We start from the raw sequence: 14357 nt of genomic DNA, 5'->3' as shown, positions 1-14357 counted from the left end.
CTAGATTTTAGCAGAACGCAGACAATCACTCAACACATCGGCAATCTTGGCAAACTGCTCAACGTTAAGGTTTTCCGCTCTTTCATTTTTACTGATACCAGCCTTGTCAAAAATCTCATCAACATCCATGCCTTTAAGCAAAAGAGGCTTGATGTTGTTGAGCAAGGTCTTTCGTCTGGAAGCAAAAAGAGCATGGACAACCTTTACAAAGAGTCTGTTATCACTGCACTGAACAGGGGTCTCTTTTTTTATAAGGGAAAAAGCCTGGGAGGCAACATTTGGGCGAGGCCAGAAATTTGCACTTGAAAGAACAATACCTTTTTTAACATCATACCCCCATTGGCATAATACACTGAAGGCAGAATAGTTTTCAGTTCCAGGGGCCGCAGCGATTCTTTCCGTCACTTCCTTCTGAACTGTAAAAACACATTTATCAAAGACAAGCCCTTCAACTATCGTATCTGCAATGAAGGTAGCGGCAATATTGTAAGGAAGATTACCAAAAAGCTTTACAGGCTTCATTCCACAAGACTCGTAATACTTTTTCCATGTCTTGAGGACATCACCTTCGGTAATGCTGAATTTTCCCTTTGACTCCTGTTCTTCAAAGAACTGATGAAGTAATCCTATGAAACCTTTATCGATTTCAAAGGCATTCAATTTTGCCCCACGAGCCATGATCTCTTCTGTCATGCATCCAAGACCTGGTCCGACTTCCCAGATCACCTCACCTTCCTTAGGATCAAGAACATCGATGATCTTTTTTCTTGCATCTCCGTTGATCATGAAATTCTGTCCGAACTTTTTCTGCATGGCAAAGCCGTGTTCATCGAGAAAGCTTTTAAGTTCTGTGGGTGAATTGTAGTCTGGATGTTTCATCTAATTTTCCTTATAAAACCAAAGGCGGAACAAAGGCAAAAACCTGGACCGTCATGGCAATTATTTTATAGAGCACATTCATTATACAACCAAACACAGGTGCAAGAAAAGGCAGGACAAGGCATATGACTATGGAAAACAATGCCGCAGAAAGAAAAATGCTTACCATAGGAGAAACAACAACACTCGCAACGATTCCACAGGGCATCAATGCACCAAACATGTCGATGGTAACTGGTGCTGTGGCACACTGTGCACCAAGAGATGCTGACAAGGAGGAACTTATCCTGTTTGGAATTCCACGGCAAAGCAAAGCGTAAAAGAAATCTCCCATCAAAAGGATTCCACCAAGTGCCCCATATGAAAGAATGAAAGCTGCGGAAAAGATATCAGAAGGTGAAATGACGCAATGAATTAAAAACACAGAACAAAGCACAAGAAAATAATCAACATCCATAGAAAAGACCGATGAACAAAGAAGCATAATGACGGAACACAACAGGGCCCTCAGCAAAGATGGAGACAGTCCAGCAAACCAGACAAAGACAAGTATTCCCAAAAGCTTGAGAAAGAAACTTGATTTTTTTCCAAACAGTCTTTTTCCTGTACCCCCTACGAGACCTGCAAAGAAAGAAAGATGCATACCGCTCAAGGCAAGTATATGCGATAGCCCTGCCCTCCGAAAATTATCCGTAAGTCTTTTTTCCGTATATTCCCTTGAACCAGAAAGCAAAGCCAGTATAAAGCCACCCGCATTATTCCAGCTGTACATGAGGCGCTTGAACTGAAGCCTGCACAGAGACCTTGCATGTACGATCATATTAGACCAGCATTTTTTTGATTCAATGTAATCCGCATCAGTTGCAGAAAAAAAAACACCATTAAATCGTCCATATAAGCAGACTTCCTCACCTTTCTCAAATATTGATTTCTTACCGAATGAAGAGAAAAGTTTTCCTGGATAAAGGGATTCCACAATATCTGATGGAACAAGACAGGTTACATTTCCATTTGCTTCACTGGACATTTCACAACCTGTCCATGAGGCCCTTACATGATCCACAGAAAGCACTATGCTATAAAACCTACCGCTGGAATTCTGTGTTGGATTGGAAACTATTTTTCCTTTGACCTCCACTATCGATTCAGTCAGAACAAGGGATTTAAATGGATGACGGTCCGCGACTTTAACCAGACCGCCATAAACAGGAATTGCAAACAGGACTGCCGCAATAAAGAATGGATTTAAAAATCTTTTTCTTAAGGTTTCTACCACTTGAGTTTTGTAATGGAAGACTTGGCAGCCTCAACGACATCATCTGGATAATCAAGGGATGTTGCAGCATAGATAAAATCAAAGGCTCTGTTGTCTCCCAGTTCTCCCAAACTGTTGATTACGGAAAGAACAACGTCTTTAGCAGGAGCCTGACCTGACTCAGTACTCTTGTTAAGAAAATCCAGATAAGAAGAAAGAACCACAACTGTATCAGAATTTGCAACAGAAGAGATGTTTGAGATTGCCTTCGTGAACTGCTCATCTGAAATTTCCTTCAGCTCATATTCACCACGAACTTTCTCAAATGCCTTTGTCGCAACAACAGAAGCTCTGGTCCATTTTGTCTTTGCAACCGTCTCAAGGCAAAGAAGTTCCAGAGTAATCAGGTCTTCTTTCTTTTCCTTGGATTTAACTTCCTCACCCTTATTAATAACCGAAGAAAGTACATTTTCTGCACATTCTCCGCAAATTTTTTTAGAAATTTTTGGATTTGCATTCAATTTGTTGAGTATGACAATTTTTTTGTCTGCAGGAACACTGACGATCATCTGAAGTATTTCCCTGCGGTTTTCCTCTGCAAGATTTCCATAGCATTCTGCGATCTTAGGACTGAATTCAGGCCAGACCTCAAGAATGTCCGCAATGAACAGCCTGTTGAAGGAAGCGGCATTACCCTTCTGCCCCATGAATTCAACAGCCCTGATGACCGTATCATCCACTGGATTATGGTTCTGCATTTTTTTGTAGAAGAAATCATTGATCATCTGGATTGCTTCTCCGTTGGGCATTGTATTGAAAAAATCGATGATGGCAATCTTGACCCTCTGGCTTTCAGTCATCCTAAAAAGTGAGCAAAGGTGTGCAGAAACCTGCTTTTCATTCCCTACAGTATTTCGAGAATTGAAGGAACGGATGCTGACCTCGGCAAGTGCATTGTAATCCTCATCATTGGCAAGGACTTCATTTGTATCGATCAGAAATTCAATGGATTTTACAGCTACAGAAGAATCTCCTGATTCAGAGGATTTCTTTACGGCTGAAATCTTGTCTTTTATGTTTCCCCGGTAGAACTCCACCATGCTTGAATTCTTTTCCTCGGCAAAGGAAAGAAGGAACGCTGTCATTGTAACGGCAAATGCAATAATTCTTTTCATATTCTATCCTGTTAAATTTTTAGTAAGTCTTAAAGTTAGGAAGTTCGTCCACTTCTGCGGCAAAGGAATTTTCTGAAGTAACCTGTCCTTTATTAGATATGGCAACCTTGTCAACCGTAGGTCCTTCCAAGGCAGCCTTGTTTGCAGCCATCATGGCCTCTTCAGGCGACTTTGTTTCTCCTTCCTCAAAAGTCTTTGGAACGATTTCATCAGTCTTATATTCAGGAGCCTCAACCGGAGCATTGACGATGGCAGGAACTTCCTGACCTTCATTTTCAAAAGCTTCAGCCTGAGCGATGGCTTCGTTGATGTCCTTCTGGTCCTGTGGAATCACATTATAGACATAAGAGAGGATTGCATTTTTCATTCCCTGCTCAATATGCGTACATTCAAAATGAAGCCTTGACTGGTTGAGGCTTTCGTTGAATTCCACCGCCCGAACCACACCGAACATGACGATAAGGGCTTCGTTAAGTTCAAACTGGATCTTGATAGGAACATTGTTCTTTCCGACACCACCGATGCGGATCATTGCACCGTCTTCACTGATGTCCTCAAGAAGACATTTGTATCCAGGATCAGTTTCGATCTTATCATACTCAACAACTTCATCCTTTATGACATACATCTGAGCATAGATTTCACATGGAACTCGGATCGACTGTCGTTTCTGTGTACGGTCAAGATTGTAGCTATGTTTAAGGTAGAGAGCCTGATCACTTCTGAAAGCTCCAGACCCGAATACCTGTGTATCAAAGGCATATCCTGCATCATTCTTTCTCCAAAAGTATACGGAGATTGTCTGACCTTCCCAATCTTCTCCTGGAAGCTGTTCGATCTTTCTTGTAACCTTATTGACTTTTACTGGAAGTGAAATTATAAGCTCACGCCCATTGTTGATGACGTGCGAATAGAAAACTCCGCGCCCCTTTAAGATGATGCTGAGCTTTTGTCCATTATCCAATGATTTTGTTGATTCAAGTCCCCGTTTGTTGTCCAGATCCAGAACAACTCTGGTCTTGAATCTATAGAGCTTGTCAAGAAACATCTGAACAGGATATGAGTTGGCATTGCCCGACTGCTTGGATTTTTCAATGACCATAGCAATGCACTTGTTGACTGCATTTTCGGAAACATAAAGATCAAGGGGTTCTTCAATCTCACATTCCTTTGCAAGTTTCCATAAAATCGAAATATCTTTTCTGTGGAATCCGTAGTCAAATCCCTGTGCATAGAATTTTACCTTATCCTGTGTAGCCAGGTAAAATCTGTAAACGCCGAATGCAAACAGACAGATCAATACAGCAGAAATCAGCACTGACATTTTAAACTCCCTTTTTTAAAAACAATCATCTCCAAGACAATTTTCCAGAACAATCTATGGAAAAAATCATATAAATAAATTATAACATTTGTTGTGAAAAAAAGATATATTCTGATTGAATTTCTGTTTATCCTCATATTCCTCGCACTCCCACCTCTTTTTGTCACCAACGGTCATGGACTTTCAAAGGCAGGTTCATTTTCTCCAGCAGTATTGATTCAGCTTGCCATAGCAATTACACTCCAGCTTCAATACAGATTTCAATTTCAGGAAAGAATGACTTCCAGGGCAGCGGCAATTTTCAAGATTCCATTCTGGTGGAGCATCACATTGGGATGTCTAATGCTTATTTTCGCCCTGATGCAGACCCTTACACTTTTTTTTGAAAAGGAAGCATTGTCAAGAAACATCCTGCCATCATTGAATTCAATCGTAGGTTGGTTTTTTCTTGTCTTTACGGTAACATCGGCAGCCTTCTATGAAGAGGTTCTCTACAGAATGTTCATTCCAGAATTTCTTGGAAGAATCATGGATTCCAAAATGGAAAAGAAACTGGTTTACTGGACCGTAGAGATCTTTTGTGTCCTTATATTCGCCTTAGCCCATAGGTATCTTGGATGGATTTCTGTGTTCAATGCCTTTGCCTGCGGTTCAATTCTACGCATCTGCTTTAAGAAAACCAGTTCTGTATGGACAGGAGCAGCGGCACATTTTATATACAACATGACACTCATTATTTTCAGCCTCCTTTCATAGGTTACATTTGCAAAAAACATGTTAATTTGATATTCTCTACAATATACTTTTATATTTAAAGGAAGTAAAAAATGATTTATACAGACACAAGAGACGGTTCAGTCAAGGTTAATTTCAGAACAGCAGTATTGAACGGAATGAACGCTGCAACAGGCGGACTTTACATTCCAGTTGAATTTCCAAAGCTTGACAAATCATTTACCGACAGAAATACAGATCCATCTTTCAGGGATGTTGCATTTGAAATGGCTAAGCCTTACGTAAAGGATGAAATTCCTGACAATGATCTTGAGGCAATCATCTCCGACTGCTATCCATTTACATCTCAGGTTGTTCCGATCGACCCAACAACTTATGTCCTTGAGCTTTTCCACGGTCCAACATGTGCATTCAAGGATTTTGGCGCACGCTTCATGGCTCGCACAATGTCTTACTTTAACCGTGGCGAAAATGACAACCTCCACATCCTCGTAGCAACATCAGGCGACACAGGTTCTGCTGTAGGTTCTGCTTTCCATAACGTTCCAGGAATTGATGTTACAATCCTTTATCCAGATGGAAAGATTTCTCCACTTCAGGAAAAGCAGCTTTCTACTTTCACAGGCAATGTCCGCGCACTCAAGGTAAAGGGAACATTTGATGACTGTCAGGCTCTTGTAAAGAAGGCTTTCGTAGACAAGGACCTTCGCGAAAAGTTCCGCCTTTCTTCTGCAAACTCAATCAACATTTCACGCCTCCTTCCACAGGCTTTCTACTACATGTATTCTTCAATCGTAGTAAAGAACAGAATTCCACGCGATTCACAGATCAAGGATCCTGCAATCATCGCAGTATGTCCAAGCGGAAACTTCGGTAACCTTACATCTGGTCTCATCGCAAAGGAAATGGGAGCACCTATCACAGGTTTCGTTGCAGCAACAAATGCAAACCGCACAGTTCCAGACTGGATTGCAACAGGTGAATACAACGCACGCCCATCAGTTGCTACACTCAGCAACGCAATGGATGTTGGTGCACCAAGCAACTATGAAAGAATCAAGGCCCTTTACTCCCTCGAAGAAGTTCGTTCAATGTTTGCTTCTTACTGGACAGACGACGAAGGAACAATCGACGGTATCAAGAAGTGCCACGAAAAGACTGGATACATCATCGATCCACACGGAGCAGTTGCATGGAAGGCTTGGAACGACATCCGTGGCGGAGAAATGGAAAAGCTTGTCAAAGGCGAAAAGGGAGATTACAGTAAGCCTGGTCTTACAGCAAACATTCCTGCATGGGCAGAAAAGGTTGTAAACAAGGAAGCCGCAGCAATCATCCTTGAAACAGCACATCCTGCAAAGTTTGGTGCTACAGTCGTTAATGCAATTGGCCGCGAACCAAGCATGCCAGAGCGCCTTGAAAAGGTAATGTCACTTCCAGACAATGCAATTCCAATGGAAAAGGATTACGAAAGCTTCAAGAGCTGGCTCGTAGCCAACCTGTAACAAAATATAAAATCTACCGGTCAGGTCTGAAAATGGCTAAACCGCTAGATATCGTCGCTACATGCAAAGCCCGGCAAGGAAACTATCTTTCCGGGCTTTGCATGTTTTAGCCATCCTCAACCTTCCCTCTTGATTTTACATTTGATTCATCTATTAAATTTTTAGTTGAAATTCAACTTTCATCTTTCAATTTTCAACTACCCTATAGTCCCAGTTGTGCTTAGGATATCGACCTTTCATTTCCTTGCAGATTTCAGGCCAGCTTGTCGTCCAGAAATTTTCAAGATCTTCCGTAATCTGAAGAGGTCTTGAAGCTGGAGAAAGCAGCTTTAGCAATACATTCTGTCCCATTACTTTTGGGGTTGAAAAGCATCCGAAAACCCTTTGTATAATTACTTCCACAACAGGCCTTATCCTTTCGTTCTTTTCGTAGATTACCTTAAACTTTCTTCCGTTAGGAAATTCAAGAAGTAAAGGAACTTCCCCATCTATTTTTGAACCGTCAAGATACCAATAGAGAGCATCGTAAATGATTTTTGAATCAAGTTCTTTTCCATCCGTAATAAAAGGACCAAGCCATTCTTCTATGGAATCTGCAAGCATATCACTTAAGCTGCCTTGTTCATCTTTTTGTTGCCTGTAATATTCTACGCGTAAAAGAAAATTTTCACACCTGTCATCAAAAGGAAGAACTTTAAGTCCTTTTTTTTGAACTTCATTTTTCCACGCAGGTAGAATGTCGCCTGAATCAGGAACAAGTTTTTTTGATGAAAGGCAGATTTTGCCAAGAACCATCTGCTCTTCTTTATAGATCTTTCCATCCTTGAAATAGCACTCGAGCTTTGATTCTGCATTACCTTCAATCCATTTAAGAAATTCTTCCCCTTGAATTTCTTCTACTCGATATATCAAGGCATTGCTTTCGCCTGCATCAACTTCAAGGGCTACAATCCATTGGGCATCTGTTTTTACAGAACCATGAAGAAATGCTTTTTTGCCATTGGTAAACTGATATTCCTGCCTTGTATCTCCTGGATTTGAAACCTTTAAAGCAAGACGATCTGGGTAACCTTCAAGGAGCAGCATCTGCTCATTCTGATATTTTATGTTCTGTTTTATTGGAAAATTTTCAAGCCTATGACAAACATCAGTCCAATCCTTTGGCGTATTATTTTCAAAGGAAAGGAAGATTTTTTTTGCATATTCCATGAAGGCTTCATTTCCTCTTGCAGAGAGGACAAGACCCGCAAGCCTAATGTCCATTCCAAGCTTAAGTACAGCCCTGCCTTTATCTGTAATCCTTGAATTTTTCAGCATGCCAGATTTTTCAAGAAAGAAAATACTTTCATTCCAGAATGCTTTTGAAGGTCTATCAAGAAAATCAATACGGTCAAGATCAATCTGTCCGCGTTCTGCACATTCAAGGACAAGAGATGACAATTCGCTTCTTAGAATTTCTGGAAGTACTTCCTTTTGCCTGACATCATTCTTGCTCCAAAGCCTTATGCACTTGCCTTCTTTGGTTCGACCTGCACGGCCAGATCTTTGAGCCGCAGAAAATTCACTCTCATTCAATGTAACAAGTTTCTGCATTCCAACATTAGGATTGAAGACATTCATTCGACATAGTCCGCTGTCAACAACACAAGTTACATCTGGAACCGTAAGTGACGTTTCTGCTATGGCTGAACTAACGATGATCCTTCTAATCCCCCTGTCATTTTCCTTTAGGATCCTTTTCTGTTCATCAATGCTAATGCTTGAATGCAGCGTAAGAATCTCAACGGAACCATCGTCGCCAAAATGAGTTCTTAGATTTTCCGTGCAATTCCTTATTTCTTTAATGCCAGGCAGAAAAACAAGAACATTGCCTTCATTGCTTGAATTAAAAGCGTCTATGACAGCAGATTCTATCCCAACATTAGGTTTATATTGGATTTCTACAGGGAAAGTCCTTCCAGGGATTTCTACTATGGGAGCATCATTGAAGTAGGAAGAAATTCTTTTGGCATCAATGGTCGCACTCATCACAACAATGTACAGGTCATCCCTCAAAAGCTGAGCTTCCTTTACAAAAGAAGAAATAAGGTCAAGGGAAACAGATCGTTCATGGAATTCATCAAGAACCACCACATTAAAGTTTTCCAAAGCCATATCATCTTGAAGCATCCTTACAAGAATGGCTTCCGTAACTAACTGAAGACGGGTTTCCTTGGATACCTTGCTTTCAAGCTTAATCCTATAGCCGCAAGTTTGTCCGCACTCCTCTCCCATAAGGCTTGAAATTCTTGCAGCAGTTCCAAGAACACTCAACCTTCTGGGTTCAGTCATAATGATGTTGCCTTCAAAATGCCTCAAAAGTCCCAATGGAAATACAGTAGACTTGCCTGCACCAGTTTCTGCAGTCATGATCAGACAACGGCTTTTTGATTCCTTTAAGGTCCTGCACACTTTGTCTATATGGTTGAAAACAGGAAAGCTGTTGAGTTTTGTTTCATCGATAGTCATTGGATTGTATTATACATTAAATGAAATAATTTTTCAGAAAAAAATCCCCTGAGATCATGAAGTTCCCAGGGGGTGTCACACGGATTTGAATCCACTGACGTGGATTCTTTGGGTTATTTAATTCCGATTACGTTTGAAATTGTTCCGGATATGTGCTTTTTTTCTGAGGCAGATTTATATACATCACAGTCGAATGATCCGTTTATCAAAGAAAGCTTAACTCCATTTTCCTGACCATTAATCCTGATGGTACAGAGTGTTGAATACCATCTATCACCGTTTCCTTCTACATATGTGACATTTGCATCAGCAGAAGCCAAGTCACTTACACTAACACTTGGAGATTCTGTAACAAGAAAACTAAGCATCTTATTAACAAGCGTATCAGTATTTACAGTTCCTGTTTTATAAGTTCCAGCTTTCATTCCACGATAAGTAACAATAAGCTGTTCATTTGTAGCAGCATTTCTTGCATAAATCATGGTTCCATTTGCAGAAAAAATCTGTGAAATTTTGGAATCTTGTCCAGCTCCTGTATCATTTGAAACCTTAGCTACAGCCTTCTGCTTGAAATATGCATTATCGATATTGGCAGAAAGTTCACTGATCCTAATTTCTTCCGTTTCCGTTACCTTACATCCAGATAGCAAAAGAACTGTAGCAGCTGAAAGAGCGATAACGATCTTCTTTAAAATTGACATGTTAATTCTCCGAATAAAAAGTTGCTTTAATTATAGTGTAAAAAAACTAGAAAAACAATTAAACGCGGGATTGCAGTACAGGAAATCACTTTCCTAAATCAAGCATGCGCATGTTCCAGTTGGCAGGAGGATCTTCAATGATGCTCCAGTCAAAATCAAGGATGCCATGAGGAGGAAACAATGGTTTTGGTGCAGGATATTTCTTTTCTGAATCTTCCTTGATTATCTGCTCAATGGTTTTACCTTCAACCAGTTCAAGATAAGGCTTACCCATGGCACATATGGTAGAAGTTCTTACAGAATATGAAAAATCATTTCCATTTTCATCAGTCCCATGCTTTTTAACAAGGATTGAATTCAAGGTATGCTCAGAAGAAAGACCTTCGCTTTTTTCAATATTGCGGATTCTTGTTCCTCGTCCGTTTACGCAGGTAAAGGTCTGTCCACCGACACTAAGGTGCTTTGGAACACGGAAGGTTTCTTCACCATCAGAAAAGACCGCCTGTTTTTCTCCATCATAGTCCATGTCAGTTCTCCAATAGCGGATATGATAGACTGAATTTTCATTAATGTAGAAAGACATCAATTCCTTTGAGCTGACAGGAGGACTTACAAGAATGCCAGATGCATTTCCACTATCCTGCCAATAGCCATTAAGAGGATTTCCACTTTGCATTACATTTCCGTCAAGAAAAGCGCTCTTGGGAATATTGTCGGAATCTTCCTGCTTTACGATGAAATCAAGATAAAGCTTGTTTCCAATTACAGCAAAAGGAATGTTGTAGATTTCCTTGCGTCTAGGATACTTTACCTGCATGTTCCACGCACCGCTTGGAATTCCATCGGCACTCATTTCATCGCCGTCTTCCTGAAGGACAACCTTGTCTGAGACAAGTTCAGGAGTCAACTGTATGAATTTCACGCTGATTTCTTCTGGAAGGTCCTTTTGGGTCACATCGTTCAATGGTCTCTCGTTCTTTTCCGTATATGCATTAGGTTCAGCAGTACGGTCATCATAACGCTGATAGAAAGCCCTGAGCACCATCATGGGAATTGAACCGTTTTCATTGCTGTAACCACTGTCAAAAACAATATAGCGGCTTGAATTTTTCCATACGCCTTTTAAAAGCTCAGGAACAGAATTTTCATCCTGAGCAAAAGCCAATGAGAAAATTGAAAGACATAATAGAAGAATCAGTTTTTTCATAATCTACAGGGTGGAATTTTCCTTCATCGAAGCAATTTCGTCCCTTATAGAATATCGGATGATTTCCCTTTCTTCAAAAGACTTTGCAACCAAATCATCTATTTCCATGGCTTCATAGAGTTTTCTCGATTCTTCCACATCGGCGCGCAAAACAGGATGCTTTGGACTGAAAAGGACGCAGCAGTCTTCGTAAGGAAGGATTGAAGTTGCGTAGGTTCCGATTTCCAGGGCTGTATCGACGATTTCTTCCTTATCGAGGCCGATGAGGGGACGATACAAAGGAAGCTCGGCAAAGCTTTCAGTGACTGCAAGGTTCTGGCTTGTCTGGCTTGCCACCTGACCAAGGCTTTCACCTGTGATTATTGCATCGCTGCCGATATGTTTTGCTATCATGTTGGCAACCTTCATCATGCAGAGTCGAAGCATGAGTGTGCTGTATTCTTCTGGAGCCTTCTGCTTGATTTTCATCTGGACTTCAGTAAAAGGAACAACGTTGAGGTGTGTTTCCATTCCGTACATGGCTATTGTCTTTGCAAGATCCTGCACTTTTTTCTGGGCTTCTTCTGAAGTATACGGATAGCTATGGAAGTAGACACACTCAACCCGCATGCCGCGCCTCATCATTCTGTAACCTGCAACAGGACTGTCGATTCCGCCTGAAAGCAAAAGGAGGCCTTTGCCGCTGACTCCAACAGGAAGTCCCCTGCCTGTCTTTTTCTGTGCACAGTAAACGTATGCTTTGTCACGAACCTCAACATTGATCACGCAGTCTGGATGCTTTACATCAACGTCCATGGTTCCGTCATCAAAAAGGACGCCAGCAGCCTGAATGCAGATTTCGTAGGAATTCAAAGGGAATGACTTGTCTTCGCGGCGGGCATCAATCTTGAAAGTCTTGGCACCTGCAGATTTTGCCTTGAGTCCTTCTACCTTTACGGCTTCAGTAATGGCTTCCATGGTCTTTTCCACATTCTGAACCTTAGCCCAACCTGTAATCCCTAAAAGGTGGTCAAGCGCAAATTCAACGACTCCACAGCTTTCCTTTGTGCAGTGGACATACAAACGCCCCGTAAGAACCTTTACCTTTGCATCTGCAGTCTCCAAAGCTGTGCGGAGATTATTTACCAACTGCTTTTCGAAGGTCTTGATGTTGCTTCCCTTGAGGGTAAGTTCACCGACCTTCCCAAGATACGTTTCTGTATAAACCGAAAAATCTATTTCTTTCTTTACTCTGTTTTTCATTTTAATACCTTATGGAAACCCCAATATTGAAGTAGAAATTTGTTTTGTTGCAAAGCTGATCTTCCCAAGCCTTGCGGCAGGAATCAACTTTTGCTTTTTTCTGCTCCGACGTAATAGATTCATCTATTGTGCCGTCAGCCTTTATGCCATATCTTTCCCCTGGGAACATTTCATTTCCGACACCGTAGTTGTGGATGTATTCAATGTCGAATCCACCTTTAAGGCTTACTCTTGAACCGTTATTCTTCTGCTTAAGTAGATATTCTGCCTGAGAGCCAAATCTTACCGTCGTCATGATGTGTTCCTGATTCATGAAATTCAAATGATTCCAAGCGGATTCCACATGTCTTCCAGCACCGCTCTCTTTATTTGAAAACATGGAATGCTGGTAAACAGAACCATCGGTGGCATAGGTCTTAGGCTCCGCACCAAGATAATCCAAAGCTTCTTCATCAGAAAGAGTTTCGCTTACATTTCCATGACGGGAAACAGAGCCGTGAACATTAAGCTTGAGACGGTCTACAGGCCTTAGATCAACGGAAAGTTCAACGGCATCGCTGTCTGGTTCATATTGAGAACCTATTTTTATTCCATTGTTTGTATAGTCCTGATAGTTGTTCATACCTGGTCGAATTTCTGCGTTGTCAGAGTGCCTGTAATATTCCCAATGGCTGTAGGTATAAGGTGTGATCGCAGTATAGCTCAATCCGACTTTTTCGACCTTACCTTCCTCTGGTGTCCATATGAGCCCTGTCTTTGCAGCGAGCCTATATTTTGAATCAAGATTTGCCTTCAGGAACTCATCGATTGGGAAATCATCCACCATTACATCATTTGCCCATGTAAGTCCCCGTATAGGCTTTACATTGAATGCAAGCCCCATGAAAACTCCGTCTCCGGCTCCCGTAAGTTCTTCCGAAATCATGTAAGGAACAGGCAGCAGAGTACAAATGTCAAAACGATTGCCTATGACAGTGGTTTCATAGAATGAAAAATCAAACCAGTCGCAGACTTCATAGGAAATTGCATGGAATCCAAGTATCTTTCCCGATCCCAAGGATCCTATGTTGCCATCATATGCAGAAGTAGATCCAAGCATGGACACCTGCTGGGTATATGAAACTTTACCTTCCATCCAAGTCATTGAAAGATTTGTCTTGTGAAACCCTGAATCGTTTAAGGCAAGTCCTTCATTAAGCCATTTTCCATAGCCATTCCTATAAATACCACCCTGAACAAAGAGGTTCTCGGTTCCGTATGCAACGGCAGTATTTACATCAAGATACATGGTAAGGGGGCCGAATTCCGATGGATCATAGATTGCATCATGGGCAGGTGTTGAACACATGGGTTTATATTCCACATCAGGATGCTTTGAAACCGTAATTCCCATCCTATAGCCAAAGGAAGCCCTGTCTGTGCCTTCAAAAAGGGGTCTGTCCCCTTCGACACCTGGACATAAGTAGATGTTCTTTCGCAGCTTTGACTCAGATTCACCGTCTTTTGAAGTTTTCTCATACTTTAGGAAACCATCTGTATCAAGATAGACATAGATCTTCTTTCCTGTCATGCGTTCGTATGCAAGGGAAGCATCCTCCTTGTCCCCTTCATTGCCGTTTTCAAGGACCTGATCGATGATTGCCTTGACATTCTGATATGGATAAGGTCTTGTAGGAGGAAGCTGGCTTACAATGCCACGATTATGCCACTTGAGTGCAAGGTCGTAGAATTCATCCTGCGGATCAATGGTGACCTGAGCAAAAAGGCCTATGGTACAAAGCATAGTAAAGACAATGGTTGATATGATCTTTTTCATCTATTTTTCC

11 protein-coding genes are annotated in these 14357 nt (G+C 41.3%); 2 read left to right on the top strand and 9 right to left on the bottom strand.

The features are described from left to right. Genes rsmA through ACKI39_RS01535 form a run of 4 tightly spaced genes read right to left on the bottom strand, consistent with a single transcriptional unit; the run spans position 1 to position 4633 of the window. Positions 1–879 (bottom strand): 16S rRNA (adenine(1518)-N(6)/adenine(1519)-N(6))-dimethyltransferase RsmA, encoded by an 879-nt coding sequence (gene rsmA / locus ACKI39_RS01550; RefSeq protein WP_407396975.1) that lies wholly within the window; start codon positions 877–879, stop codon positions 1–3. A 10-nt stretch (positions 880–889) separates the two neighbouring features. Continuing rightward, the gene (locus ACKI39_RS01545; RefSeq protein ID WP_407396973.1) at positions 890–2155 is read right to left on the bottom strand and encodes a ComEC/Rec2 family competence protein; all 1266 of its coding nucleotides are present in this window, start codon (positions 2153–2155) and stop codon (positions 890–892) included. Beyond that, entirely contained in the window at positions 2149–3309 is a 1161-nt protein-coding gene (locus ACKI39_RS01540; protein ID WP_407396971.1) for a hypothetical protein, read from the bottom strand. Before ACKI39_RS01540 ends, ACKI39_RS01545 begins: the two co-directional genes overlap by 7 nt. A gap of 19 nt (positions 3310–3328) precedes the next feature. Then, a complete protein-coding gene (locus tag ACKI39_RS01535) occupies positions 3329–4633 on the bottom strand; it encodes a flagellar brake protein (protein ID WP_407396969.1) in 1305 nt (434 codons plus the stop codon). Between the two features lie 93 nt (positions 4634–4726). Between ACKI39_RS01535 and ACKI39_RS01530 the strand changes: the two genes are divergently transcribed. Both ACKI39_RS01530 and thrC read left to right on the top strand, forming a co-directional pair. Beyond that, a complete protein-coding gene (locus ACKI39_RS01530; RefSeq protein ID WP_407396967.1) occupies positions 4727–5389 on the top strand; it encodes a CPBP family intramembrane glutamic endopeptidase in 663 nt (220 codons plus the stop codon). A gap of 71 nt (positions 5390–5460) precedes the next feature. Next, positions 5461–6873 carry a threonine synthase gene (gene thrC / locus ACKI39_RS01525; protein WP_407396965.1) on the top strand — a complete coding sequence of 471 codons (1413 nt, stop codon included), beginning with the start codon at positions 5461–5463 and terminating at the stop codon, positions 6871–6873. A 186-nt stretch (positions 6874–7059) separates the two neighbouring features. Here the strand turns inward: thrC and ACKI39_RS01520 are convergent, their stop codons facing one another. From ACKI39_RS01520 to ACKI39_RS01500, 5 genes are all read right to left on the bottom strand, one after another. Next, positions 7060–9381 (bottom strand): ATP-dependent helicase C-terminal domain-containing protein, encoded by a 2322-nt coding sequence (locus tag ACKI39_RS01520; RefSeq protein ID WP_407396963.1) that lies wholly within the window; start codon positions 9379–9381, stop codon positions 7060–7062. A 113-nt stretch (positions 9382–9494) separates the two neighbouring features. Beyond that, positions 9495–10082 (bottom strand): hypothetical protein, encoded by a 588-nt coding sequence (locus ACKI39_RS01515; protein WP_407396961.1) that lies wholly within the window; start codon positions 10080–10082, stop codon positions 9495–9497. Between the two features lie 85 nt (positions 10083–10167). After that, complete coding sequence (locus ACKI39_RS01510; protein WP_407396959.1) at positions 10168–11289, bottom strand: hypothetical protein; 1122 nt, start codon at positions 11287–11289, stop codon at positions 10168–10170. Between the two features lie 3 nt (positions 11290–11292). Beyond that, on the bottom strand, positions 11293–12531 hold the full coding sequence (thiI, locus tag ACKI39_RS01505) for a tRNA uracil 4-sulfurtransferase ThiI (protein ID WP_407396957.1): 1239 nt from the start codon (positions 12529–12531) through the stop codon (positions 11293–11295). A gap of 1 nt (position 12532) precedes the next feature. After that, a complete protein-coding gene (locus ACKI39_RS01500; RefSeq protein WP_407396955.1) occupies positions 12533–14347 on the bottom strand; it encodes a hypothetical protein in 1815 nt (604 codons plus the stop codon). Positions 14348–14357 lie beyond the last annotated feature (10 nt).

It is taken from the genome of Treponema sp., assembly GCF_045641405.1.
Taxonomy (GTDB): Bacteria; Spirochaetota; Spirochaetia; order Treponematales; family Treponemataceae; genus Treponema_D.
This window is presented reverse-complemented; position numbering and strand designations above follow the sequence as displayed.

What these genes read in the sequence shown, in the direction of transcription:
- ACKI39_RS01535 (WP_407396969.1), bottom strand. Translation starts at nt 4,633, where the DNA reads ATGTCAGTGCTGATTTCTGCTGTATTGATCTGTCTGTTTGCATTCGGC.
- thrC (WP_407396965.1), top strand. Translation starts at nt 5,461, where the DNA reads ATGATTTATACAGACACAAGAGACGGTTCAGTCAAGGTTAATTTCAGA.
- ACKI39_RS01540 (WP_407396971.1), bottom strand. Translation starts at nt 3,309, where the DNA reads ATGAAAAGAATTATTGCATTTGCCGTTACAATGACAGCGTTCCTTCTT.
- rsmA (WP_407396975.1), bottom strand. Translation starts at nt 879, where the DNA reads ATGAAACATCCAGACTACAATTCACCCACAGAACTTAAAAGCTTTCTC.
- ACKI39_RS01515 (WP_407396961.1), bottom strand. Translation starts at nt 10,082, where the DNA reads ATGTCAATTTTAAAGAAGATCGTTATCGCTCTTTCAGCTGCTACAGTT.
- thiI (WP_407396957.1), bottom strand. Translation starts at nt 12,531, where the DNA reads ATGAAAAACAGAGTAAAGAAAGAAATAGATTTTTCGGTTTATACAGAA.
- ACKI39_RS01510 (WP_407396959.1), bottom strand. Translation starts at nt 11,289, where the DNA reads ATGAAAAAACTGATTCTTCTATTATGTCTTTCAATTTTCTCATTGGCT.
- ACKI39_RS01520 (WP_407396963.1), bottom strand. Translation starts at nt 9,381, where the DNA reads ATGACTATCGATGAAACAAAACTCAACAGCTTTCCTGTTTTCAACCAT.
- ACKI39_RS01500 (WP_407396955.1), bottom strand. Translation starts at nt 14,347, where the DNA reads ATGAAAAAGATCATATCAACCATTGTCTTTACTATGCTTTGTACCATA.